Source organism: Streptomyces uncialis, from assembly GCF_036250755.1.
Lineage (GTDB): Bacteria > Actinomycetota > Actinomycetes > Streptomycetales > Streptomycetaceae > Streptomyces > Streptomyces uncialis.
In genome coordinates, this window is record NZ_CP109583.1 from 6,972,255 (window position 1) to 6,996,450 (window position 24,196).

20 protein-coding genes and 1 riboswitch are annotated in these 24,196 nt (G+C 73.8%); of the genes, 9 read left to right on the forward strand and 11 right to left on the reverse strand.

Annotated elements, in window-relative coordinates:
* Positions 1–62: 62 nt before the first annotated feature.
* The 5 genes from OG711_RS29170 to thiO all read right to left on the reverse strand — a co-directional run bounded on the left by OG711_RS29170 (position 63) and on the right by thiO (position 5,781).
* Positions 63–929 carry a deoxyribonuclease IV gene (locus OG711_RS29170; protein ID WP_329561455.1) on the reverse strand — a complete coding sequence of 289 codons (867 nt, stop codon included), beginning with the start codon at positions 927–929 and terminating at the stop codon, positions 63–65.
* A 92-nt stretch (positions 930–1,021) separates the two neighbouring features.
* A complete protein-coding gene (gene pknB / locus OG711_RS29175; RefSeq protein ID WP_329561457.1) occupies positions 1,022–2,953 on the reverse strand; it encodes a Stk1 family PASTA domain-containing Ser/Thr kinase in 1,932 nt (643 codons plus the stop codon).
* Positions 2,954–3,616: 663 nt separating this feature from the next.
* Positions 3,617–4,411 carry a thiazole synthase gene (locus OG711_RS29180; protein WP_266514317.1) on the reverse strand — a complete coding sequence of 265 codons (795 nt, stop codon included), beginning with the start codon at positions 4,409–4,411 and terminating at the stop codon, positions 3,617–3,619.
* A 3-nt stretch (positions 4,412–4,414) separates the two neighbouring features.
* On the reverse strand, positions 4,415–4,615 hold the full coding sequence (thiS, locus tag OG711_RS29185; protein WP_073791160.1) for a sulfur carrier protein ThiS: 201 nt from the start codon (positions 4,613–4,615) through the stop codon (positions 4,415–4,417).
* Positions 4,612–5,781, reverse strand: coding sequence for a glycine oxidase ThiO (gene thiO, locus OG711_RS29190; protein ID WP_073791157.1), 1,170 nt, complete (start codon positions 5,779–5,781; stop codon positions 4,612–4,614). Before thiO ends, thiS begins: the two co-directional genes overlap by 4 nt.
* Positions 5,779–5,891: riboswitch (TPP riboswitch) on the reverse strand. Its footprint overlaps the gene before it by 3 nt.
* A gap of 52 nt (positions 5,892–5,943) precedes the next feature.
* On the opposite strand from thiO, the gene OG711_RS29195 reads away from it, so the two are divergent.
* From OG711_RS29195 to OG711_RS29220, 6 genes are all read left to right on the forward strand, one after another.
* Complete coding sequence (locus tag OG711_RS29195) at positions 5,944–6,321, forward strand: hypothetical protein (protein ID WP_073791155.1); 378 nt, start codon at positions 5,944–5,946, stop codon at positions 6,319–6,321.
* Between the two features lie 166 nt (positions 6,322–6,487).
* A complete protein-coding gene (locus OG711_RS29200) occupies positions 6,488–7,651 on the forward strand; it encodes an NAD(P)/FAD-dependent oxidoreductase (RefSeq protein WP_329564117.1) in 1,164 nt (387 codons plus the stop codon).
* A gap of 113 nt (positions 7,652–7,764) precedes the next feature.
* Positions 7,765–8,130: an Rv2175c family DNA-binding protein gene (locus OG711_RS29205; protein WP_073791152.1), complete on the forward strand. Its 366-nt coding sequence runs from the start codon at positions 7,765–7,767 to the stop codon at positions 8,128–8,130.
* Positions 8,131–8,308: 178 nt separating this feature from the next.
* The gene (gene thiE / locus OG711_RS29210; RefSeq protein WP_329561461.1) at positions 8,309–8,959 is read left to right on the forward strand and encodes a thiamine phosphate synthase; all 651 of its coding nucleotides are present in this window, start codon (positions 8,309–8,311) and stop codon (positions 8,957–8,959) included.
* 256 nt (positions 8,960–9,215) lie between these two features.
* Positions 9,216–10,136 carry a methylenetetrahydrofolate reductase [NAD(P)H] gene (gene metF / locus OG711_RS29215; RefSeq protein WP_266514306.1) on the forward strand — a complete coding sequence of 307 codons (921 nt, stop codon included), beginning with the start codon at positions 9,216–9,218 and terminating at the stop codon, positions 10,134–10,136.
* A 45-nt stretch (positions 10,137–10,181) separates the two neighbouring features.
* Positions 10,182–11,081 carry a hypothetical protein gene (locus OG711_RS29220; RefSeq protein WP_329561464.1) on the forward strand — a complete coding sequence of 300 codons (900 nt, stop codon included), beginning with the start codon at positions 10,182–10,184 and terminating at the stop codon, positions 11,079–11,081.
* 35 nt (positions 11,082–11,116) lie between these two features.
* On the opposite strand, the gene OG711_RS29225 is transcribed toward OG711_RS29220, so the two are convergent.
* Together OG711_RS29225 and OG711_RS29230 are read right to left on the reverse strand one after the other, a co-directional pair.
* Positions 11,117–12,634, reverse strand: a complete 1,518-nt coding sequence (locus OG711_RS29225) for a phytoene desaturase family protein (protein ID WP_329561465.1) — start codon at positions 12,632–12,634, stop codon at positions 11,117–11,119.
* A 526-nt stretch (positions 12,635–13,160) separates the two neighbouring features.
* A complete protein-coding gene (locus OG711_RS29230; RefSeq protein ID WP_329561467.1) occupies positions 13,161–13,772 on the reverse strand; it encodes a TetR/AcrR family transcriptional regulator in 612 nt (203 codons plus the stop codon).
* 583 nt (positions 13,773–14,355) lie between these two features.
* Between OG711_RS29230 and OG711_RS29235 the strand changes: the two genes are divergently transcribed.
* Positions 14,356–15,120, forward strand: a complete 765-nt coding sequence (locus OG711_RS29235; RefSeq protein WP_073791138.1) for a class I SAM-dependent methyltransferase — start codon at positions 14,356–14,358, stop codon at positions 15,118–15,120.
* Positions 15,121–15,401: 281 nt separating this feature from the next.
* Positions 15,402–15,800: a DUF3040 domain-containing protein gene (locus OG711_RS29240; protein ID WP_073791135.1), complete on the forward strand. Its 399-nt coding sequence runs from the start codon at positions 15,402–15,404 to the stop codon at positions 15,798–15,800.
* A gap of 1,120 nt (positions 15,801–16,920) precedes the next feature.
* On the opposite strand, the gene OG711_RS29245 is transcribed toward OG711_RS29240, so the two are convergent.
* The 4 genes from OG711_RS29245 to OG711_RS29260 all read right to left on the reverse strand — a co-directional run bounded on the left by OG711_RS29245 (position 16,921) and on the right by OG711_RS29260 (position 22,694).
* Positions 16,921–19,347 (reverse strand): transglutaminase TgpA family protein, encoded by a 2,427-nt coding sequence (locus OG711_RS29245; protein ID WP_329561469.1) that lies wholly within the window; start codon positions 19,345–19,347, stop codon positions 16,921–16,923.
* Positions 19,344–20,702, reverse strand: a complete 1,359-nt coding sequence (locus tag OG711_RS29250; RefSeq protein ID WP_266514291.1) for a DUF58 domain-containing protein — start codon at positions 20,700–20,702, stop codon at positions 19,344–19,346. Before OG711_RS29250 ends, OG711_RS29245 begins: the two co-directional genes overlap by 4 nt.
* Positions 20,702–21,739, reverse strand: coding sequence for an AAA family ATPase (locus OG711_RS29255; protein ID WP_073791126.1), 1,038 nt, complete (start codon positions 21,737–21,739; stop codon positions 20,702–20,704). Before OG711_RS29255 ends, OG711_RS29250 begins: the two co-directional genes overlap by 1 nt.
* A 406-nt stretch (positions 21,740–22,145) precedes the next feature.
* Positions 22,146–22,694 carry a beta-class carbonic anhydrase gene (locus tag OG711_RS29260; RefSeq protein ID WP_073791123.1) on the reverse strand — a complete coding sequence of 183 codons (549 nt, stop codon included), beginning with the start codon at positions 22,692–22,694 and terminating at the stop codon, positions 22,146–22,148.
* A 552-nt stretch (positions 22,695–23,246) separates the two neighbouring features.
* Between OG711_RS29260 and rsmH the strand changes: the two genes are divergently transcribed.
* Entirely contained in the window at positions 23,247–24,191 is a 945-nt protein-coding gene (gene rsmH / locus OG711_RS29265) for a 16S rRNA (cytosine(1402)-N(4))-methyltransferase RsmH (protein ID WP_385923146.1), read from the forward strand.
* Positions 24,192–24,196 lie beyond the last annotated feature (5 nt).

Consider the following 24,196-nt stretch of genomic DNA (forward strand, 5'->3'; position numbering starts at 1 on the left):
GCCTTGTGCGGCCGGGGACCCTTGCCCGCGGCCGGGGGACCTCCGGTCAGCGGGACCTCCGGTCAGCCCCGCAGCTTCTTCAGCAGCGCCACATCGTCCATATGCCCCTGCTTGCCCCCCGGGGTCTCGATGACCAGGGGCACGTCCGCGGTCGCGGGGTGCGCCAGCAGGGCGCGGAACGGCTCCTCGCCGATATGCCCGGCGCCGATGTTCGCGTGCCGGTCCTTGAAGGCCCCGACACCCTCCTTCGAATCGTTGGCATGGATCAGTTTCAGCCGCCCCTCACCGACCGTCGCGACCAGCTCGTCGAGCGTCCGACGGGCTCCGCCGGGCCCGGCCAGATCGTGTCCCGCCGCGAAGATGTGACAGGTGTCCAGACAGACACCCAGCTTCGGATGGGAGTCCAGGGCCGCGAAGTACGGCCCGAAATCCTCCGCCCGCGAGCACAGCGAGGACCCCTGCCCGGCCGTCGACTCCAGCAGCAGGAACGGGTCGTCGTCGTGCGTCAGCTCGTCCAGCAGCGGCAGCATCCGCTCCCGTACCTGCGCCAGCGCCACCGATCGGTTCCGGCCACCGGTCGCGGACCCCGTGTGCACCACGACCCCCACCGCGCCGATCGCCCGCGCCCGGCGCAGCGAGTGCCGCATCGAGTCCACGGAACGGTCCACGGTCGCCTCGGTGTGGGAACCGAAGTTGATCAGATACGGGGCGTGCACATACGCCGGGACGCCCCGCTCCGCGCAGTACGTACGGAACTCCTCGTCCTGGCGGGGGTCACCGGCCGGGGTGGCCCAGCCGCGCGGGTTGGCCACGAAGACCTGCACGGTCTCGGCGTCCAGCTCACGCGCGTACGCGAGACCGACGGAGGCGAGACCTCCGGCCACCGGGACGTGGCTGCCGACAGGGTTGCGGGGGAGGGTGCGTGTCACCCGGCCAGGGTTTCACGGCTCTCGGCGGCCCCGGTCGGCGGATGCCCGGCGTGAATCCGCTCGGGCGGGACGGAGCCCCCGGAGCCCCCGGGTCAGCGGATGCTCAGCTTGATCCTGGAGCCCTCCGGGGCCTTCTCCCCGGCCTCGACCGACTGACCGCGGACCGTGTCACCGAAGATCCCGAGGATGCCCCGGTCCTCCTCGACCTCGAACCCGGCCGCCTCCAGCGTCTGGCGCGCGTCGTCCACCCGGTCACCGACCACGTCCGGGACCTCGATCATCTCCGGCCCCTTGGACAGCGTCAGGGTGATCGTGTCGCCTTCGGCCGCCTCGGTACGGGCCCGCGGGAACTGCCGGGCGACCTCTCCGGCCGGGACCTTCGCGGTGACGCGTTCCGCCGCGACCTCGGTGCGCAGCCCCAGTTCCTCCAGCGCGGCCGTCGCCTCGTCCAGCGGCTGATCGCGGACGTCCGGTACGTCCACCGGGGCGCCCCTGCTGACCGTGATCGCGACCGCGCTGCCCGCCCGGCGCCCGGTGCCCGCCGCCGGTTCGGTGCTGATCACCTCGCCCTTGGGGACGGTCGTGTCGAACTCGTCCGTGACCATCCCGGGCTCCAGACCCGCCGACGTGATCTCCTCACGCGCCACGGCGAGCGTGCGGTCGGTGACGTCCGGTACCCGTACCGTCTGCGGTCCCAGCGAGATCGTCAGCCCCACGCTGCCGTTGTCCCGGATACGTTCCCCGGCCGCCGGATCGGTGGCGACGACGGTGCCGCGCCGGTCCGTGTCGCTGTACTGGCGGCGGATGTCGCCCACGTCCAGACCGGCGTCCGTCAGACGCTGCCTGGCGTCCGTCTCGGACCGGGTCAGCAGCGCGGGCACCTTGGTGAACTGCCCGGAGTTGATGTACCAGACGCCCAGCCCGGCCAGCAGGGTCAGCAGCAGGGCCCCGGCGGCCACGAGCACCGACCGCGGCGGTCCGCCGAACCGCCCGAACCGTCCGGTCCGCGCCCGAGCGGGGGCCGGGGCGCGGGTCAGCACACTGGTCCGCTGGACGTCGTCCGGCTCGTTCACCGGCAGCGGCGCCGGTATGCCGAGCGCCCGGGGGATCACGCTGGTGCGGTCGTCCGCGTTGTCGTGCGCGGCGGTGCGGGCCTGCGGGGGTACGGCGTCGAGCTGCTCGTCCGTGAGCGCGGAGCGCGCCGCGCGGACCGCCGCGAGCAGGGCCACCGCGTCGTGCGGCCGTACCGCGGGGGTACGGGCCGCCGCCGACACCACGAGGTCGTCCAGCTCCACCGACAGGCCCGGTACGGCGGCCGACGGCGGGGGGACGTCCTCGTTGACATGGCTGAAGATCACCTGGGCCGCGGTGTCGCCGGTGTGCGGCTTGCGGCCGGTCAGCATCTCGTACAGGACCACACCGCAGGCGTACACATCGGCGCGGGGGTCGGCCGCGCCCTCCTCGATCTGCTCCGGCGCGAGATACGCCACCGTGCCGAGGACGGTGCCCGTGGTGCCGGTGCCCGAGTCCACGGCCCGCACCAGGCCGAAGTCCGCGACCTTGACCCGGCCGTCGTCGCCGATCAGGACGTTCTCGGGCTTCATGTCCCGGTGGACGAAACCGGCGCGGTGGGCCGCGCCCAGGGCGGCGAGGACGGGTTCCAGGATGTCGAGCGCGGCGCGGGGCTGGAGCGCGCCGCGTTCACGCAGGACGTCCCGGAGGGTGCAGCCGGAGACGTACTCCATCGCCAGGTACACATAGGCGCCCTGGGCGCCCTGGTCGAAGACGCCCACGACGTTCGGGTGCGAGAGCCTGGCCACGGATTTCGCCTCGCGGATGAAGCGCTCCACGAAGGTCGCGTCGACCGCGAGGGCGGGGTGCATCACCTTCAGGGCGACGACGCGGTCGAGGCGGGTGTCCAGGGCCCGGTAGACCGTGGCCATGCCGCCCGTCGCGATGTGGGCGTCCACGCGGTAGCGGGCGTCGAGAACCTGGCCGACCAGGGGGTCCTGAAGCGTATGCACCCACCGAGTCTACGTTTCCCCGCATGCCCCCACGGGTCGCCTTCGCTTGCGCTTCCGAGGTCTCCCTGTGCTGAGCGCACTTCGTTCCTGTGCCGTCGCTCGGTGGTTGCGCAGTTCCCCGCGCCCCTGGGTTTCCTGTGCCAGCCGCACTCCGTTCCTGTGCGGGTATCCCGTGGTTTCGCGCAGTTCCCCGCGCCCCTTTCGGGGCACCCCTGCGTGGTGCCGATGTCCGGCGGGTGCGGGTCGTCCGTCTTTCGCGCAGTTCCCCGCGCCCCTGAAGGGGCACCGTCCTCCTCGTGCAGTCGCGCTGCTGCGGGAGGGGGTGGGCGGGAATCTCTGCTCGCAGACTCCGATCCTCGTCAGTCGGACCACATGAACGTCGTACCGAGCGTGTCGGATCGAGGACGGAGAATCCCGACCGGCACCGACCCGAAGAACAAGCAGATGGCGCCCCAAAGGGGCGCGGGGAACTGCGCGAAGACGAGAACCGGCCCGCACCCGACGAACAATCCCGAAGGGGCAGCATCCAGGGGCGCGGGGAACTGCGCACCCACCGAGCGACGGCACAGGAACAAGTGCGGCCACCCGGACAGACCTCACAAGCGCAAGCGGAGGCGACCCGTGCGGGAACGAGTGCGCCCAGCCGGGAGGACCCCCGCCGGGTCAGAACGCCGGGCGTTCGGGATCCAGCTCCGCACGCCCCGCGTGCGGACTGCTCGCCCGGGCGAACCACCGCCGCGGAATGCGCCCCGCGCGATACGCCAACCGCCCGCCCTCGGCAGCATGCCGCACCGCCTCGGCCATCAGCACCGGCACCCGCGCCCGCGTCACCGCGGAGGCCAGCATCACCCCCGCGCATCCCAGCTCCATCGCCAGCGCCACATCGGACGCCGTCCCGGCCCCCGCGTCCAGCACGACCGGCACCCGCGCCCGCTCCACGATCAGCTCGAAGTTGTGCGGGTTGCGGATACCGAGCCCGGACCCGATCGGCGACCCGAGCGGCATGACCGCCGCGCACCCCACGTCCTCCAGCTTCCGGGCGAGCACCGGGTCGTCGTTGGTGTAGGGCAGGACCGTGAACCCGTCGTCCACCAGGGTCTCGGCCGCGTCCAGCAGCTCCACGGGGTCGGGCAGCAGCGTGCGCTCGTCGGCGATGACCTCCAGCTTCACGAGATCGGTGCCCAGCGCCTCCCGCGCCAGCCGCGCGGTCAGCACCGCCTCCCCGGCGGTGAAACACCCCGCGGTGTTGGGCAGCACCTGGATGCCGAGCCGCTCCAGGACGGACAGCACGGAACCCCGGGTGGTGGGGTCGACCCGCCGCATCGCCACGGTCGTCAGCTCCGTACCGGACGCGACCAGCGCGCGTTCCAGCACATCGAGGCTGGGCGCGCCGCCCGTCCCCATGATCAGCCGTGAGCCGTAGGTCGTACCACCGAGGACGAAGGGGTCGTCGGCCATGGGTCAGCCTCCCTGGACGGCGGTGAGGACCTCGACCCGGTCACCCGTGGTCAGGACGGTGGACGTCCACCCCGCGCGCGGGACGACGGTCTCGTTGAGCGCGGCGGCGACCCCGCCCGGCGCGGTGGTGAGCGTGGCGACGAGCGCGCCGAGGGTGGTTCCCGGCGGCACCTCGCGGGCCTCGCCGTTGAGGGTGACGGTCATACGGACTGCTCCTGGGGGAGGGCGTGGACCGGGGTCCGGAAGCGCAGCGGGCTGAAGGGCCGGGCGGTCCCGGGCAGTTCGCCGTTCACCAGCGCGTGCGCGAGCACGTCCCCGGTGACGGGCGTGAGCAGCACACCGTTGCGGTAGTGGCCGGTGGCGAGCAGCAGACCGTCCAGGGCGGTCGGCCCGAGCAGCGGCGCGTTGTCGGGGGAGCCGGGCCGCAGCCCCGCGCGGGTCTCGGTGAGCGGCAGCTCGGTGATGCCGGGCACCAGCTCATGGGCGTCGCGCAGCAGCTCGTACACGCCGCCCGCGGTGACGGTGGTGTCCCAGCCCAGCTCCTCGCTGGTCGCGCCGACGACGAGTTCGCCGTTCTCCCGGGGGACGAGATACACCTGGCTGCCCCGGACGACGGCCCGGACCGTCCGGTTCAGGAACGGGGCGTACCGCGGCGGCACGGTCAGCCGCAGCACCTGGCCCTTGACCGGCCGGACCGGCGGCAGCACGTCGTCCGGTACCCCGGCGAGCCGGCCGCTGAGGCTGCCCGCGGCGAGGACGACCTGCCCGGCGGCGAGCCGGGTGCCGTCCTCCAGCGCGACGCCCACGGCCCGCTCACGGGCCACCAGAAGGCTCTCGGCCCGGTGGAGGTGGAAGTCCACCCCGGCCGAGCGGCAGGCCGCCACAAGGGCCGCGGCGAGCCTTCTGGGGTCGATCTGGTGGTCGTCGTCGACCCGCAGTCCGCCGCGTACCCCGGGCGCCAGCATCGGCTCCAGCCGCCGGCACTCCCGTCCGTTCAGCCACCGGGAGCTGAGTCCCGCACCGGTCTGGAGTGTGTGCAGATCCCGCAGATGGGCCCGGTCGTCGGCGTCGAGCGCCACCGCGAGCGTGCCGCAGCGCCGGTAGCCGAGGTCGAGCCCGGTGACCCCGGTGAGCTCCGCGACGAACGCGGGATACCGCTGTGCCGAGGCCAGGTTGAGGGCGAGCAGGGTCTCCTCGCCGTGGTGCAGTTCGGTGACGGCCGCGAGCATGCCCGCCGCGACCTGTGCCGCCCCGCCACCGGGCCCGGGGTCCACGACCACCGTGGCCAGTCCGCGCTGCGCCGCCCGCCAGGCGGTCACCAGGCCGATGATCCCGCCCCCCACGACCAGCACGTCCGCTGTACGCGACATGGGTGTCCAGCCCCTCCCTTCGCCGGCATGACCCGGATCAGGTTCGTACGGTCGGAGGCCGGTCAGCCTCCCTCTCAGCCCGGTGCGTCCGGGCTCCCGCGAGTGCTCTACGTTGGCCACCCTAACCCGTCCTCGTACGCCTCAGTAAGGGAGCCGTCACCCGTGACAGCCCAGGACACGGCGCCCCGCGCCCCCTCGCTCGACGGCCGGACCCTCGCCCCGGTGGCCGACCAGGCGCCCGGTCAGGTCGGCACCGGGACCCGGTTCGCCTACCACGAGCGGGACGGGGTGGTCTGGGCCGACTACGCGGGCGGTGACGTGGCGCGCGGACATCTCGTCGGCACGCGCGCGGGGGACCGCCTCGACTTCCGCTACGTCCAGTTGCGCACCGACGGCACCACCGCGTCCGGCCACTGCGTCTCCGAGGTGACGGCCCTGCCGGACGGCCGGCTGCGGCTGACGGAGACCTGGGAGTGGGAATCGGGTCCGGGTCGGGGCACGAGCGTGGTGGAGGAGCTCACGACCGGGGGACGACGCTGACCCGAGGTCGTCTGTCTATGGTGGCGGGGTGAGTGAGCGGACCGGGCCCCCCGCAGCGGTGGCCGCACAGGCAGCGTCAGAAGCACCGGCCGACCTGGCACCGGCGACCGGCGGCACGCCGGACCTCCCGCGCGCGGGTGAGCGGGTCGTCGTCGCGGGCGCGGGCATGGCCGGGGTGCAGACCGCCGTGGCCCTGCGCGAACAGGGCTTCACCGGGTCCGTGGTGCTGATCGGCGCCGAACCCCACCAGCCCTACGACCGGCCGCCGCTGTCCAAGGCCGTCCTGCTCGGCAACGCCGAGGGCTCCGCCTTCGACATCGACTTCGAAGCCCTCGGCGTCGAACTGCGGCTCGGCCTGGAGGTCACCGGCGTCCGCCCCGGCGACCACGCGCTCGACACCGAGGACGGCCCCGTCCCGTACGACACGCTCGTGATCGCGACCGGCGCCCAACCGGTCCGGCTGCCCGGCTCCGAGGGTGTGCCCGGGGTGCATCTGCTGCGCACCCTGGACGACGCGCAGCGGCTGCGCCCGGTGCTCGCCGACCGGCACGACATCGTGGTGGTCGGCGCCGGATGGATCGGCGCCGAGTTCGCCACCGCGGCCCGCGAGGCGGGCTGCGCGGTGACCGTGGTCGAGGCCGCCGACCGGCCGCTGGCGGGCGCGCTGCCCGCGGACGTGGCCGCGCCGATGACCGGCTGGTACGCCGAGGCGGGCGTGAACTTGCGCACCCACGCGCGCGTGGCGCGTGTCGAACCGGGCCTGGTGGTCCTCGACGACGGCACCGCGCTGCCCGCCGGGGCCGTCGTCGTCGGGATCGGCGCCCGCCCCGCCACCGGCTGGCTCACGGGCTCGGGGATCACCCTGGGGGACCACCGGGAGATCGTCGCCGACGACCGGCTGCGGACCTCGGCGCCCGATGTGTACGCCGTCGGCGACTGCGCCTCCTTCCCCTCCGCGCGCTACGGCGAACGCCTCCTGGTGCACCACTGGGACAACGCCCTCCAGGGCCCCCGTACGGTCGCCGCGGGCATCGTCGGCGGACCGGCCGCGCCCTACGACCCGGTGCCGTACTTCTGGTCGGAGCAGTTCGGCCGCTTCGTCCAGTACGCGGGCCACCATCCGCACGCCGACACGACGGTCCGGCGCGGGGACCCCGCCGGGGCGGCCTGGTCGGTGTGCTGGCTGCGCGAGGACCGGCTGGTGGCCCTGCTGGCCGTGGGCCGGCCGCGTGACCTCGCCCAGGGCCGGAAGCTGATCGAGGCCGGTGCGCCGCTGGACGCGGAGGCGCTGACGGACCCGGCCCGGCCGCTGAAGTCCGCCGTCCGCTGAGCGGCCGGGACCGGCCGGGAGGGGTTCTTCGGGGGCTTGTACCACCCGGCGCGGCGGGACGCGCGCAGCGGGCCGCTTTTCCGTTGCCGGAGTGAAGTGGCACGCTTGGGTACGTGACCGAGATTGACGTAAAGATCGATGCGCTCGTCCCCGCCTGGCTCACCCTCCCCGACATCGCCGAGCAGTTCGGCGAGGTGGTGACCCGTGTCCGGCAGCTCGTCAGGGACGGGCAGCTCATCGCGGTACGCCGGGGCGAGAACAGGGCGCTGCACGTACCCGCCGCCTTCATCGACGGCGACAAGGTCGTCAAGGGCCTCAGCGGCACCCTGACGCTCCTGCGGGACGACGGCTTCAACGACGAAGAGATCCTGGAATGGCTCTTCACGCCCGACCCCACCCTGCCGGGCACGCCCGCGCAGGCCCTGAGCGAGAATCGCGGTACGGAGGTGAAGCGCCGAGCGCAGGCGCTCGCCGTCTGAGCGATCCAGCATCCGCCGCCCGAGCGGCGGCACCGCCGGTGTGCGGGCACGGGCCGCCCGTGCCCGCACACCACCGTCCGCACCATCACCAAGGGCCGCCCGCACCACCACGGCCCACGCTTTGCCACGGCCCACTCATCACCACGAAGCACGCATCACCACGGGGGGACACCGCGTCATGCCCAGCTCCACGCGCCGCGCCCGGCTCGCCGACGCCCGCCTCTACCTCTGCACGGACGCCCGTACCCGGCAGGGCGACCTGCCGGAGTTCCTGGACAGCGTCCTCGCGGGCGGTGTCGACATCGTGCAGCTGCGCGACAAGGGCATGGAGGCGGCCGAGGAGCTGGAGCATCTGCGGGTCGTCGCCGACGCGTGCCGCCGGCACGGCGCGCTGCTCGCGGTGAACGACCGCGCCGACATCGCCCACGCCGCGGGCGCCGACGTGCTGCATCTGGGCCAGGGCGACCTGCCCGTCCCGGCGGCCCGCGCGATCGTCGGTGACGACGTCCTGATCGGCCGTTCCACCCACGCCCTCCCGGAGGCGCGGGACGCGGCCGTCCAGCAGGGCGCCGACTACTTCTGCACGGGCCCCTGCTGGCCCACCCCCACCAAGCCGGGCCGTAATGCCCCGGGGCTCGACCTGGTCCGGCACACGGCCGCGCTGGGCACCGACCGGCCGTGGTTCGCGATCGGGGGGATCGACCTCGGCAACCTCGACCAGGTCGTCGAGGCGGGCGCCCGGCGCGTCGTCGTCGTCCGCGCCCTGACCGAGGCCCCGGACCCGGGAGCGGCGGCCCGTGAGTTCGCGGAGCGGCTCCGGGAGCGGTAGCGGGTGCGGTGGCCGGGCCGTGGGCTGCGGCCCGCTCGCGGTCCGTGTTCCGTGATCCGGGTCCGGCCCGAGAGCCACGCGCCGGGGTCCGCGGTCCGCGGTGGTGTCCGTATCGTGGACAAAACCGGTCGGCCCGGTGCGTGTCGGCGCACGGAACAGGCCATGCGTTGTCCGAAGCGTGGACAGCGGCACGTTATTCGTCCGTAATGTCCGTCGCCCGGTTGGGGGACGGCCACGGGCTGGCTAACCTGCCCGTATGGCCCTAGGCACTGCTTCCACCAGGACGGACCGCGCACGCACGGTGCGTGACATGCTCGCGTCGGGCAAAGCGACGTACTCGTTCGAGTTCTGGGCGCCGAAAACGCCCAAGGGCGAGCGGAACCTGTGGAACGCGCTGCGCCGGGTCGAGGCGGTCGCCCCGAGCTTCGTCTCGGTGACCTACGGCGCGGGGGGCTCCACCCGCGCGGGCACCGTCAAGGCCACCGAGAGCATCGTCGCGGACTCGACCCTGACCCCCGTCGCGCACCTCACGGCCGTCAACCACTCCATCGCGGAACTGCGCAACATCATCGGCCAGTACGCCGACGCGGGCATCCGCAACATGCTCGCCGTCCGCGGCGACCCGCCCGGTGACCCCATGGGCGCGTGGGTCCCGCACCCCGAGGGCCTCGCCTACGCGGCCGAACTGGTGCGGCTCATCAAGGAGTCCGGGGACTTCTGCGTCGGCGTCGCCGCCTTCCCGGAGATGCACCCCCGTTCCGAGGGCTGGGACCAGGACGTCCGGCACTTCGTCGACAAGTGCCGCGCGGGCGCCGACTACGCCATCACCCAGATGTTCTTCGACCCGGAGTCCTATCTGCGGCTGCGCGAACGGGTGTCCGCGGCCGGATGCGACACGCCGATCATCCCCGAGGTCATGCCCGTCACCAGCGTGAAACAGCTCGAACGGCTGGGTCAGCTGAGCAACGCGGCGTTCCCGGACGAGCTGAAAGAACGCATCCTCGCGGCGAAGGACGATCCGGCGGCTGTACGCTCCTTGGGAATCGAGTTCGCGACGGAGTTCTGCGCGAGACTGCTGGACGAGGGCGTCCCGGGGCTGCACTTCATCACGCTCAACAACTCGACGGCGACGCTGGAGATCTACGAGAATCTGGGCCTGCACCACACGCGGGCCTAGACCGGCCGTGCGCGGAGGGGCGCAGGCCGCACGAGAGGGGCGTACATGGGCTGGGCGGTCCTCTACATCGCGTTCGGCATCGTCGCGCTGTGGCTGCTGGGTGAAGTGCTGTTGCAGTACAAGGCGAGGCTGCGCTGGCGGCTGCTGGCCTTCAGCGGCTTCCTCGCCGTGGTCATCGGTGTGCTGCTGCCGTCGGTGATCGTGATCGGAATCGGCGCGATGGCGTTCGCCGTCGGGCAGACGTACGTGACGATGTCGTTCCGCCGGGGCTTCTCCACCGGCTGGGCCATCGGCGGCCGGCCGGGCGCCAGCAAGCGCCGCCGGGGCGGCGGACATCAGGAACCCGCGCTCCAGGTCTCCGGACTGGAAGCGGACGACAACCCGTACGCGGCGGGCGACTTCGGCGCCGCACCGCACCCGGGGAACGACGGCTTCCCCTACGAGGCCGCCGGACCGGAGCCGGTCACCATGGTCCACGCACCGGTCCACGCGCCGGAGCCGATGCCCGACGACACCGGCGGCTACGGCGTCTACAGCGAGTCCCCGCAGCCCCCCGCGTCCCCCGGCCAGGACTTCGGCTACGACACCTACTCCGGCTACGACCAGGGCCACGGCTACGACCAGGGCGGGCAGCGCTACGCCGCCTACTCCGACCCGTACATCGGCACCCAGACCTATGACGGCGTCGGCGCCTCCTACGACCCCTACGGCCGCCAGGGCCATGAGCAGGCCCCGCAGCACGACCCGTACGCCCCGGGCGGCGGCTACCAGGAGACCCCGCCGGGCGGCGTCTGGGTCCCGCAGCAGCGCGGCACCCCCGAGGGCGCCCCGTACTCCGGCGAGCCCGCGCCCGACCAGCAGCACTACCCGTATCCCCCGCAGGGCGACGGCTACCGCTCCGACCAGGACACCGGCTACGACGAGCGGCAGCCCTACCACTACTGAGCCCGCGCCCGCCGCCGGTGCGCGGCGGGCGTGCCTCACTGGGAGCCGCGGAACTCCGGCCCCTCCACGATCAGTCCGGCCACCAGCGCCCCTGACATACCCGCGTGCGGCAGCCCGCCGCCGGGGTGCGACCAGCCGCCGACGGTGTACAGCCCGGGGACCCGGGTGGTGTTCGACGGGCTCAGCAGCCGCCCTCCGGCCGCCGCGAGCGCCGGGGCGGGCACCGCCCCGCCCGGCGCGCCCGTCGCCTCCTCGATGTCCGCCGGGGTGCGCACCTCGTGCCACAGCAGCCGCTCCCGCAGCCTCGGCACCGCGCGCCCGGCCGTGTCGATCATCCGCTCGGCCAGCCCCAGCACCTCGTCCCGCCGGTCGCCCGCTCCCGCGCCCGCCGCGACCGTCGCCGTGAGCGTCACCGCCTCGTGCTCCGCGTCGGGCACGCCCGCGGGGTCACCGGTGCTCAGCACGGCCACCGTGGGCCGCTCCGGCAGCCCCGGTACGGCACCGGACAGGGCGTCCAACTCGCCGTCACGGTCGGTCGTGTGGACCACCGTGCGGTACGCGGTGCCCTCGGGGCGGGCGCCCCGCAGCGCCAGCATCACCGTGAGCCGACTGGCGGTCCCCGGGCGGGCCGGGACGGCCTCCGGCGCGCGCGGCTCCGTGCCCGGGAGCATCCCCGCCAGCACGGCGGGCGCCACCCCGGCGACCACATGGTCCGCCTCGGTCACGGAGCCGTCGGCCAGCTCGACGCCGACCGCTCGGCCGTCCTTCTCCACGATCCGGGTCACCGCCGTGCCGAAGCGGAACTCCACCCGGCGCGCCAGACACCGCTCATGGACGGCCCGCGCCAGCTCGCGCATACCGCCGCCCACCGACCACACCCCGAACGTCTGCTCCAGGTACGCCAGCACCGACGCGCCCGCCGGGGCCGTCCTCGGGTCGAGCCCCCACTCCAGCGGATAGCTCTCCAGCAGGGCGCGCAGCCGTGGCTCGCCCGCCAGCTCCAGCTCGGCGATCCCGCTCACGGTCGTCGCCACCAGGTCGCGGCGCAGCAGCCGCTTGCGGGGCAGCGCCGGGTACGGCTCACGCTCCGCCAGCACCTCCCAGTTCGGCCACAGGGGCTCCTCCAGGAGCGGGCGGCGGGCCCGGTCCCAGGCGTCCCGGGCGCGGTTGACGAACGCCGCCCACAGCGCGCCCGCGTCCCCGCCGAGCGCGGTGTCCAGCGCCTCGGCGACGCCCGCGCGCGACGCGTGGGGCAGGAACACCTCCGTGCCGTCCGCGAAGACATGGCGGGACGCGGGCTCCACCTGCGACAGCTCGACGCACCGCTCCAGCGGCTCCTTGCCGGTCTTGACGAACAGATCGCGCTGCACGGCGGGCAGCAGCAGCAGACCGGGGCCCGTGTCGAACGTGAATCCGTCCCGCGCGAAGGAGCCCACGGCACCGCCGTAGGTGTCCCCGCGCTCAAGGACCACCACGCTGTGGCCCGCGATGGCCAGCCGCGCGGCGGCCGCCATGGCGCCCATGCCCGCGCCGATCACCGCAATCCGTCCCATGCGGCGACTTTATCGGCCACCACCGACAGCGCCGCCGGGAGGCCGCCGACAGGCCCCGCACGGGGTCCGTGGCGGCTCCGGCGACGGCCCCGACGAGGACGGCGGGCCCGGACAAGAGGACGCGGGCCCAGACCTGAGTACCGGTACCTAGCGGCGGAGATGAGTACCCGCGCGGATGGGCCGCCACCCGGGGAAACGGGAGAGTGGAGGCACGGAGGAGGACGCCGGAACGGTACCGCCGACACGGGGCGGCGGAACGGAATGGCGCTCCTTGACCGTGGCTCCCCCTGACCAGGGGAGCGGTGACCGAGGAGCCGGGGGGTGTCCAGGGCTCCACGGGCACAGGATCGCCGTGGCGACACGGAGGACCGCGAAAAATGGGGGACACGGGGGAACGCGCCGCTGCGGCGAGGGCTCAGGGGGATGAGCTTCGCTGGAGCGGCGCGTTCGTCCGCCGTGGGTCAGCGGTCGGTCCACCGCCCGCCCGCCGTACCGCCGTCTGCCGTCCCCGCGTCCGCCGCGCGTGTCAGGCGCCGCCGCCGACGCGTCCCTGGAGCAGCCGGGACAGTGCCGCGTGGACGTCGTCCAGTGAGCGTTCGGGCTGGAAGGAACGCCAGTCCAGCGCGGCCACCAGGACCATGCCGACCAGCGCCGCCGAGGTCAGCGGGACGTCGATGTCCCCGCTCAGCTCCCCGCGCTCGACACCCGTCCGCAGCACACCCTCGACCACCGCGACGGTCTCCTGGCGGACCGCCATCAGGGTCGAGTTCCACGACCGGTTGGTACGCCACAGCTCCGCGACGTAGAGCTGGGTGAAGGACGGGTACCGCTCGATGAAGACGAGCCCCGCGCGGACCAGCGCGTCCAGCGCGTCCGCACTCCCGCCACCCGCGCGCGTGGTGCTCTCCGCCGCGTCGCGCAGGGACGCGGTCAGCAACTCCACGCCGTGCCGCAGCAACTCCTCGAACAGGACGGACTTGCTGGCGAAGTTGTAGTACACCGTCCCCTTGGCCACTCCGGCCCGTTCGGCGATCTCGTCCACGGTCGTCGCCGAGAAGCCCTGCTCGGCGATGAGGGTCACAGCGGCCTCGTACAGCTTCTGCCGGGTCGCCTGACGTCGGGTGCTGCTGCTGTCCATGGCTCCGATTCTCACAGGGCCGGCCATGCCCCCGGTGCGCCGGTCACGGTCGGACCTCCCGTGGCCGGGGATCGTCCCGCCGCCCTTGGGCGGTCCGCCCGTGAGATCCCCGGAGCCCTCGTACAGCGGGTGCGCCCCGCCGTCCGGATCGCCCGCTCCGGCCCCAGGAGGCCCACCCCCGCTCCCACCCCCGGTCCAGGGGCGGCGGGCCCGTCCGGGCGCCCCTGAGGCCTTGTGGAGCCCCTCGGCGCCGTCCGCGGCCTTCGTGGCGCCCTTGTCGGGCGCGTGGACCTCCGCGACGCGCTCACGCGACCGGCCGCCGCGGTCCACCGCCGGGGACGGACACCACGACCACCGTCAGCCCCCGACGGCCGGCGCCGGCCGACCCGGACCGCCCGGCACCGCGGGCGGGACGAAAGACGGTGTTCACAAGGCGATAGGGGAGGCAATGTCCACGAGGCAATAGGGTGGGGCGGACCTGAAGCCTCACCGGTCGGCACGGCCCCGAGCCCATCCGCCCGGGAGGCCCACCCGATCGCTACCGCCGCAGGACGGGCGGTGCCGTGCCGAGGAGTCAGTTGCAGTGTCGGACCCGATGCGCCCCCGCGCTTCCCTCCGAACCGCCGTGGTCTGGGACGTGCTGAAGGACGCCCTCGACCAGCGGGTCAAGACCACGGGACGCGACGTGCTCGACGTCCTCGACACGGGCGGCGGCAGCGGCAACTTCGCCGTGCCCGCCGCCCACCTCGGCCACCGGGTCACCGTGGTCGACCCCAGCCCCGACGCCCTGTTCGCCCTGGAGCGCCGCGCCGCCGAAGCGGGCGTCGAGGACCGGGTCAAGGGCGTCCAAGGCGACGCACACGGCCTCTTCGACGTCGCCGAGCGCGACAGCTTCGACGTGGTCCTGTGCCACGGCGTCCTGGAGTACGTCGACGACCCCGCCGTGGGCGTCCGCAACGCCATCGGCGCGCTGCGCCCCTCCGGGGTCCTCAGCCTGCTCGCCGCGGGTCTCGGCGGCGCCGTCCTCGCCCGTGCCCTCGCCGGTCACTTCACCGAGGCCCGGCGCGCCCTCGGTGACCCGGCCGGCCGCTGGGGCGACTCCGACCCGGTGCCCCGGCGCTTCACCGCCGACCAGCTCACCGGGCTGGTCACCGCCGCCGGTCTGCGGGTGGACGCCGTGCACGGGGTGCGGATCTTCGCGGACCTGGTGCCCGGGGTCCTCGTGGACACCGAGCCCGGCGCCCTGGAGGCCCTTCTGAAGCTGGAGGCCGCCGCCGCCGAGCAGCCGGCGTTCCACTCGGTGGCGACCCAGTTGCACGTGCTGGGCACCCGGCAGGATGCCGCGTAACCCTGACGGACCATGGTCAAACGCCGCTGATCAGGTCCGCAGTGGCACATGGAGTACGCCACACGCCACCCGATCGGGCGCCACTCGCCGTATGATCGGGGGAGACGGTCCGGCATGACGGACGGGTCGCCGGGGAATGGACGCCTCAGCGGGCCGGAGCGCCATGACGGGTTCTGACTGGCGAATTGGCGTAGAGGGGCGGGTTTCACGGGGGCGATTCCCTGCCTATCCTGAAGGGAACCCCCCGGTCGCCCCGGCGACTGCACGATGAGGAGGACTCCGTGCCGCTCTCGGAGCACGAGCAGCGAATGCTCGAGCAAATGGAGCGAGCGCTGTACGCCGAAGATCCCAAGTTCGCGACAGCGCTTGAGGGAAGCGGGCTGCGTACGTACACCCGGCGACGGGTGTATCAGGCGGTCGCAGGCTTTCTGGTGGGTATCGCGCTCCTCATGGCCGGTATGGTCGCCCAGCAGATCTGGATCAGCGTGGTGGGCTTCCTCGTCATGCTGGGGTGCGCGGTGCTCGCCGTGACCGGATGGCGTAAAGCGCCGAAACCAGGTGAGCAGCAGGCGGCGGGTCAGCCTGCGGCGCGACAGCAAGGGCGCCAGCGGCGGTCCGTGATGGACCGCATCGAGCAGCGGTGGCAGCGCCGCCGCGACGAGCAGGACGGCTCCCGCTAGGGCGCCCGCCTCTCGGCGGTCCGGCCACCGGAGGATGTCCCTGGCGGGACGGCCTCCGCGCACTTTCCGCTTCCCGCCCCCAGGTCCTCGACCTGGGGGTCTCTCACGTGCCCTGTTGCCCGTACGCCCGGCGATGCCCTGGGTGGTCCCGGCCATCCGCGTCTTGTCCCTGTACAGGTCGTCCGTGGGTGCGCGGTTCCCCGTGCCCCTGGGTTTCCTGTGCTGAGCCCACTTGTTCCTGTGCGGGTACCCGGTGGTTCCGCGCAGTTCCCCGCGCCCCTTCGGGCGCACTTCCGGCCCGGGCCTTTCGGGTGCGGGCGGTCTCGCCGGGGGCGTTCGGCCGGGCCTACGTGTTCCTGTGCGGGTACTCGGTGGGTGCGCAGTTCCCCGCGCCCCTTCGGGACGCGTATCCTCCGTAGCCCGCCGGGTGCGGACAGCGACCCGCCCACACCCAGGGCGACAACCCAGGGGCGCGAGGAACCGCGCACCCCCGTCCGGCCCGCACCGGGACATGTACGCCCGGCCGGACGGACCTAGGGGCGCGGGGAACTGCGCACCCCCGTCCGGCCCGCACGGGGACACGTACGCCCAGGTGGACGGACCCAGGGGCGCGGGGAACTGCGCACCCCCGTCCGGCCCGCACGGGGACACGTACGCCCAGGTGGACGGACCCAGGGGCGCGGGGAACTGCGCACCCCCGAACGGCCCGCACGGGGACACGTACGCCCACGTGGACGTACCCAGGGGCGCGGGGAACTGCGCACCCCCGTCCGGCCCGCACGGGGACACGTACGTTCAGGTGGACGTACTCAGGGGCGCGAGGAACTGCGCACCCCCGTCCGGCCCGCGCAGGGACACGTACGCCCAGGTGGACGGACCTAGGGGCGCGGGGAACTGCGCACCCCCGTCCGGCCTGTACGGGGACACGTACGCCCAGGTGGACGGACCCAGGGGCGGCGGGCGAAGGCCACCCGCACGCAACCCGGCACCCCCGGACCCTCGGGACCTCGGCACCGCCCGGACCCCGGAATCCACGAACCCCCGGTCCGCGGGCCGTCGGGTCCGCGAACCGGGGGAGCGAATCATGGCGCGGGGGTCCGGGGGAACCGGTCCGGGCCGGTCAGGGTGCTTCCGCGCCGCCCCGGACGGGGAACCGTGCGCGGAGCCGGGCCAAGCCGTCGCCCGCGCGGCCCCGCAGGGCCTGCCAGCGGTCCGACAGGGCCCACACCACCCGTACCGCCGACCGGGGCGCCAGCAGGGCCCGCAGCCCGGCCCAGCGCCCCATGGACGCCCGCAGGGCACCCCGTACCGCGCGTACCTCGTCGGCGAGGCCCGCGGCCGCCCGGGGGGCGGGCGCGTACAGCACCTGCTCCACCGCCTCCGCGACCTTCCGCAGGGACTCCGCGGCCCCCGTGTCCAGCCGGGCGACCCGCGCGATCCGGGCCGCCGTCGTACGGGGTGTCTCGGAGGCGTCCGGGGCGATCCCGTGGTCCCACGCGGTGTCCAGGAGTTCCCGCCACACCAGGAGGACCCGTGTCGCCGCGTCCGAGTCGGTCCGGCCGCCCGAGGCGCCGAGCCGCACGGCCCGCTTCCGCAGCCGCCACAGCATCGGCAGGAACGGCACCGTGAGCGCGGCCACCACCCCCAGCGTGATCAGCAGGATGGTGCCGACCGGCGGGCCACCGCCCGACGAACCGGCGGTCACCGCCGGCGCCGCCGTCCCGCAGCCGCCGTCCAGCCGCTTCTGCTCGACCGAGCAGCTCTCGGAGGCCGACGGCGCGGCCGACGGCGCGCTCGACGCGGTCTCCGAGGGCGTCCCCGCCGGGGTGCTGGGCGAGCCCGCGGGGGTGTCCGGCTGGGTGTAGTCCGGAGTCGAACCGCGCGCGGGCGTCGGCTCGAACCGGGTCCAGCCCGCGCCCTCGAAGTAGAGCTCGGGCCACGCGTGCGCGTCCCTGAGCCCCACCGACATCTTCCCGTCGGACTGCGGGGTCCCCGGGGTGAAGCCGACCGCGACCCGCGCCGGGATGCCCAGCGTGCGGGCCATCGCCGCCATCGAGAACGAGAAGTGCACACAGAAGCCCTGCTTCTGCTGGAGGAAACGCGCGATCGCGGCACTCCCGCTGCCCGCGGCCACCTCCGTGTCGTACGTGAAGCCGCCGTCCACCGCGAACCAGTCCTGGAGCTTCACGGCCCGCTCGTAGTCGTTCGAGGCGCCCACGGTCACTCGCCGGGCCGTCTCCTCGACCACGTCCGGCAGCGAACCCGGTATCCGGGTGAACTCCTGCTTGAACTCGGGCGGCGGCGCCGGAGCCCCGGCGAGCTGGGCCGCCGTCGGCTGCACTATCAGGCTTCTGACCTGGTAGTCCGCGCCCTTGGTGGTCTGCCCGTGGTCACCGACCAGGGTCCGGCCCACCGGCTCGTACCGCCAGCGGCCGTCGATCTCGACCCCGCTCGCCGGGAACGGCATCGGCAGCCAGTCCTGCGCGTACCAGCCGGCCGCCTCGATCCGGGTGGTGACCTCGGAACGCTTGACCTCGGGGCTGAGCCCGGCGGGATCGGGGAACGTCGACGGGACATCGCCGATGTCCCGGACCGAGGGCTTCCACGCGCTGCCGTCGAAGGAGTCCAGGGCGACGATCCGCAGATACATCTCCTGGGTGTCGGGGGTGTTCGTGGTGTACCGCATCACCTCCCTGTCCTCGGGCTGGTTGAGGCTGTTCTGGAGCGACACCAGCGGATTGACGGCGGAGATCGTGCCGCCCTCCGCGTCGCCCGTGCCCCTGCCGCGTCCCGTCTCGCCCAGCAGGCCCCCGTCCAGCGCGGGCAGCGCCAGCGGGACGACCAGGGCGATCCCGAGCGTGAGCGCGCCGATCCGGCGGCCGGTGCGCACCGGGCGGGCGGACCCGCCGCCGCTCTCCAGCCCGCCGAGCACCCGGCCCCGGGTGGACGGCGGTCCGCCGAAGACCCGGCCCCACTGCGAGAGCCGGTCGCGGCCCTCGGCGAGCAGGAGCAGCAGATAGCCGGCCGCCGCCAGCAGGAACCACACCCAGCCGGCCTCGCCGCCGCCGATTCCCGCGGCCACCGAGTACAGCGCGAGCAGCGGCAGCCCCGCCGGGGCCGCGCTGCGGCAGGTCACCGCGAGGACGTCCACCGCCAGCCCGATCAGCAGGACCCCGCTGATCAGCACCAGCCGGACGCCGTCCGTCAGCGGCGCCGGTATCGCGTACCGGCCGATGTCGTCGCCGCCCGTGCGGACCAGCTCCGCGAACGCGGTGACGGTGTCGGGGCCGGGCAGGAACCCCGCGACGGCCCGGTCACCGACGAACAGCGCGGTCAGCAGCAGCACCGACGTCGCGAGCTGCGCGAGGACGGTCACCGGCCGGGGCGTCGGGACCCGCCGGGCGACGATGCCGACGGCCGTCTGGCAGCCGATCAGCACGGCCGCCTGGACCAGCCAGGTGGGCGTCTCCATCAGCGGGACCAGCGAGGTCGCCGCCAGCAGTGTGGCGAGCGCGGCGCACAGCGCCAGTCGAGTACGGCCGCTCATGACCAACCCCCCGTTCCCCCCGTGAGCCCGGTGCCGACGCGCTCGCGGTCCGCCTGGCGCCACATGTCCGTGACACTCGATCCGGGTGCCACGGCGACAGCCGTCCAACCGGCCTCGCCCAGCATCCTCAGCCGTTCCCGGCAGTGCCTGCCGGGTTCGGCGCCCGCGCCCCGGCCCCACTGGTCGCTGTCCAGCACGAAGGCCACGGCCACCCCGCTGCGCTGCCGCATCCGGGCGACGGCCACGGCCTGTTCCTCGTCCATGTCGCCGAGGAACGCCACCAGCAGCCCCTCGCCGCCGCCTTGCAGCGCGTCGTACGCGCGGGACAGGCCCTCGCTGTCGGAGTGCTCGACGACGGCCAGGGTGTCCAGCATCAGTCCTGAGGTGTCCGCCGAGTCATGACCGGCGCCGGTGAACCCGTCGGACCCCTCACCGGGCACCGAGGTCCCGGTGTCCGTCAGCAGCCGTACCGAGAATCCCCGTTCGATCATGTGCACCAGCGCGGACGCGGTGCCGGAGACGGCCCACTCGAACGCCGAGTCGGGCCCGGAACCGTCGTAGGCGATGTACCGGGTGTCCAGGAGCACCGTGCAGCGGGCGCGCTGCGGCTGCTCCTCGCGGCGCACCATCAGCTCGCCGTAGCGGGCGGTGGAACGCCAGTGCACCCGGCGCAGATCGTCGCCGTAGCGGTACCCGCGCGGGATCAGGTCGTCCTCACCGGCGAGGGCGAGCGAGCGCTGCCGCCCGTCGCCGTGCCCCGTCGACGAACCGCTGAGCCGCACCGCGGGCAGCGGCTCGACCCGCGGGACGACGGTGAGGGTGTCGTACGTGGCGAAGGACCGGGTGAGTTCGCACATCCCGAACGGGTCGTTCAGCCGCAGCTGGAGCGGCCCCAGCGGGTACCGTCCGCGCAGATCGGAACGGACCCGGTACGACACCTCGCGGCGCCCGCCCGCCTCGACCCGGTCGAGGACGAAACGGGGCCGCGGACCGAGGACGTAGGGCACCCGGTCCTGGAGCATCAGCAGGCCGGTGGGCATCCGCGACACGTTCTCCACCCGCAGATGGACCCGCGCCTCCGACCCCGCCGGGACCCGCCCGGGGGAGAGCCTGCGGCTGCCCGCCACCCGGTAACGCGTGCGGTACAGCACCAGCGCGCACACCAGTGGCAGCACCGCCAGCAGCAGCCCCACCCGCAGCAGATCGCTCTGCCCGAGCACATAGGCGCACACCGCGGCGGCCACCCCCGCGGCGAGGAAGGACCGGCCGCGGGTGGTGAGCCCGGCGAGGGCGGTGCGCACGCCGCCCCGGCCGTCCTCCGGATACGGACCGGACGGATCACCGGGGACCGTCATCACAGCCTCCGTACGCCGGGCGGACGCTCCCCGAAGGTCGCGGCATGCCCGGGATGCCCGTTGGCGTGCGGCTGCGCGACCGGGACCGGGGTGCGCTGGATGATGTCCTGGACGACCTGCTCGGCCGTCCGGCGGTTCAGCTGGGCCTGGGCCGTCGGCAGCAGCCGGTGCGCGAGCACCGGGGCGGCGAGCGCCTGCACGTCGTCCGGCAGGGCGTACTCGCGGCCCGCGAGCGCGGCGGCGGCCTTCGAGGCGCGCAGCAGATGCAGCGACGCGCGCGGCGACGCCCCGAGCCGCAGATCGGGATGGCTGCGGGTCGCGGAGACCAGGTCCACCACATAGCGGCGGACGGTGTCCGCGACATGGACCGAGCGGACCGCGTCGATCAGCTTGACGATGTCGGCGGCGTGCGTCACCGGCTGGAGGTCGTCGAGCGGTGAGGCACCGCCGTGCACCCCGAGCATCTCCAACTCGGCGTCCGCGCTCGGGTAGCCGATCGACACCCGGGCCATGAAGCGGTCGCGCTGCGCCTCGGGCAGCGGATAGGTGCCCTCCATCTCGACCGGGTTCTGCGTCGCCACCACCATGAACGGGCTGGGCAGTTCGTAGCTGTTGCCGTCGATGGTGACCTGCCGCTCCTCCATGGACTCCAGGAGGGCGGACTGGGTCTTCGGCGAGGCCCGGTTGATCTCGTCGCCGATCACGATCTGCGCGAAGATCGCGCCCGGTTTGAACTCGAAGTCCCGCTGCTGCTGATCCCAGATGGACACCCCGGTGATGTCCGAGGGCAGCAGATCGGGTGTGAACTGGATACGGCGCACCGAGCAGTCGATGGACCGCGCCAGTGCCTTGGCGAGCATGGTCTTCCCCACGCCCGGTACATCTTCGATCAGCAGGTGCCCCTCGGCGAGGAGCACGGTCAGCGAAAGCCGTACGACCTCCGGCTTGCCCTCGATCACACCCTCCACCGACCTGCGGACCTGCTCCGCTGTGGTGGTCAGATCTGTGAGGCTCGCTCGATCGTCATAGGTCGTCACCCGGCCCTCCTCGGCCCTTCCCCTGGCCCCTCGCGGAGCCGGGCATTCCCCAACTTCCGGACCGGCGCGCGTTGCTGCGGCCCGGCCCACCCCGGAACACGGGCACCACTCGGCGGGCGTTCAGCGCGGTGCCATGTACGCGCATTGTTGTCGCCGTGACCGGTTCGTGTCACTCGGCTGTGGACAACTGGCCGCCGGGTGACCGGCTTCGTGGTGCACCGGAGCGCCCCAGCCTAGGCCGTCCGGGGCGGTGTCGTGGCACGTGGTCGGGTCGGCGGGGCACCGGGACCGCCGGTCAGGCACCCGGAAGGGGGGTGGGGGGAGGGGCCATGAGGGGGGTGCCCGCGGGGTGGGAGGCGGCGGACGGCCCCGGCTCCGTACCGGAAGGGGCCGCCCGCCGGGCGGCTCACGCCGGGTCGATCTCCCGCAGCAGACCGGTACGGACGTCGAAGACGAAGCCGCGCACATCCCCGGTCTCCACCAGGAACGGCGAGGTCCGCACCCGCTGCATCGACTGCCGGACGTCCTGCTCGACATCCCGGAAGGCCTCCACCGCCCACGCGGGACGCTGGCCGACCTCCATCTCCAGCTCGTGGCGGAAGTCCTCGGTGAGGCTCTCCAGACCGCAGCCGGTGTGATGGATCAGGACCACGCTGCGGGTGCCCAGCGCGCGCTGGCTGATGGTGAGGGAACGGATCACGTCGTCGGTGACCACACCCCCCGCGTTGCGGATGGTGTGGCAGTCGCCCAGTTCCAGACCGAGCGCGGCGTGCAGGTCGAGACGGGCGTCCATGCACGCCACGACGGCGACCTTGAGAACGGGACGGGCGTCCATCCCCGGATCGGAGAAGGCGGCCGCGTACCTGCTGTTCGCGCCGACGAGCCGGTCGGTGACGGTGGAACCGGCACTCATGGCGGCTTCGGTGCCTGACGGGAGGGGAGCGGAAGTCGTCATGACACCGACGGTAGTGCGCGCGGGGCCGCCCAGCAGGGCAGGAGAGGGGACAAAGAACGTCAATGAGGCTTGTTGTGAGGTAACCCACAAGCGTGAACCCGGCACCGCCGAACGGGTGGCTCCGGCGGTTTCGCGGCTTTGTGCGAACCATGCCCCCGACGCGCAGGCGCGTTGATTGACCGGGCGACACCGTGGACTAAAGTGACGCGAAGCGGGAGGCCGCGAGCCCTCCCCGCTGGACTGGCAGTCACCGGAGATCCGCACGATCTCCCCGCGCGCGCGAAGCGCCACGTACGGCTCGGCCTCCTCCCGCTCCGGTCGGCCGGCGCCCCCGGTGACCGGGACGGCGCCGGTGGTCCACCCTTCACGAGCGGGCGGGGCCCTGGCGGTACGTGCGCCGCGCCCGGATCCTTGAGAGGGCACATGCACGGGCGCGAAGGGGACATCCCCGATCCCGACCAGGCCACCCGGGAGCGGCCCCCGCACCCGGACGGCGACCCGCCCCCCGCCGCCGAGGACGGGCCACCGCCCCCCGGCACCCGGCACGTCCCCGTGATGCTGCGGCGCTGTCTGGACCTGCTGGCCCCGGCCCTGGAACCGTCCGGCGCCACGCCCCCGGTCGTCGTCGACTGCACCCTCGGTCTCGGCGGCCACAGCGAGGCGCTGCTCACCCGCTTCCCCGGCGTCCGGCTCATCGGCCTCGACCGCGACAAGGAGGCCCTGCGGCTGTCCGGGGAGCGCCTGGCCCGCTTCGGCGACCGGGCCACCCTGGTGCACGCCGTGTACGACGAGCTGCCCGACGTCCTCGACCGGCTCGGGATCCCCGCGGCCACGGGCGTGCTGTTCGACCTCGGTGTCTCGTCCATGCAGCTCGACGAGGCGGACCGCGGCTTCGCGTACGCCCAGGACGCGCCGCTCGACATGCGGATGGACCAGACGACCGGGATCAGCGCGGCGGAGGTTCTCAACACCTATCCGCCGGGCGAACTCGTCCGGGTGCTGCGCGCCTACGGCGAGGAGAAGCAGGCCAAGCGGATCGTCTCCGCCGTGGTCCGCGAACGCGCGAGGGAACCCTTCACCAACAGCGCCCGGCTCGTCGAGCTGATCCGCGCCGCGCTGCCGCAGGCCGTCAAGCGCACCGGCGGCAACCCCGCCAAGCGCACCTTCCAGGCACTGCGGATCGAGGTCAACGGCGAGCTGTCGGTGCTGGAGCGGGCCGTCCCGGCCGCGGTCGCGTCCCTCGCCGTCGGCGGCCGGATCGCCGTGCTGTCGTACCACTCGCTGGAGGACCGCCTGGTCAAGCAGGTGTTCGCGGCGGGCGCCGCGAACACCGCGCCCCCCGGGCTGCCCGTCGTCCCGGAGCGCTACCAGCCGCGGCTGCGACTGCTCACGCGGGGCGCCGAGCTGCCCACCGAGGAGGAGATCGCCGAGAACCGCCGGGCCGCGCCCGCGCGGCTGCGCGGCGTCGAACGCGTCCGCGCGGACGAGGCGGGATGACGCGC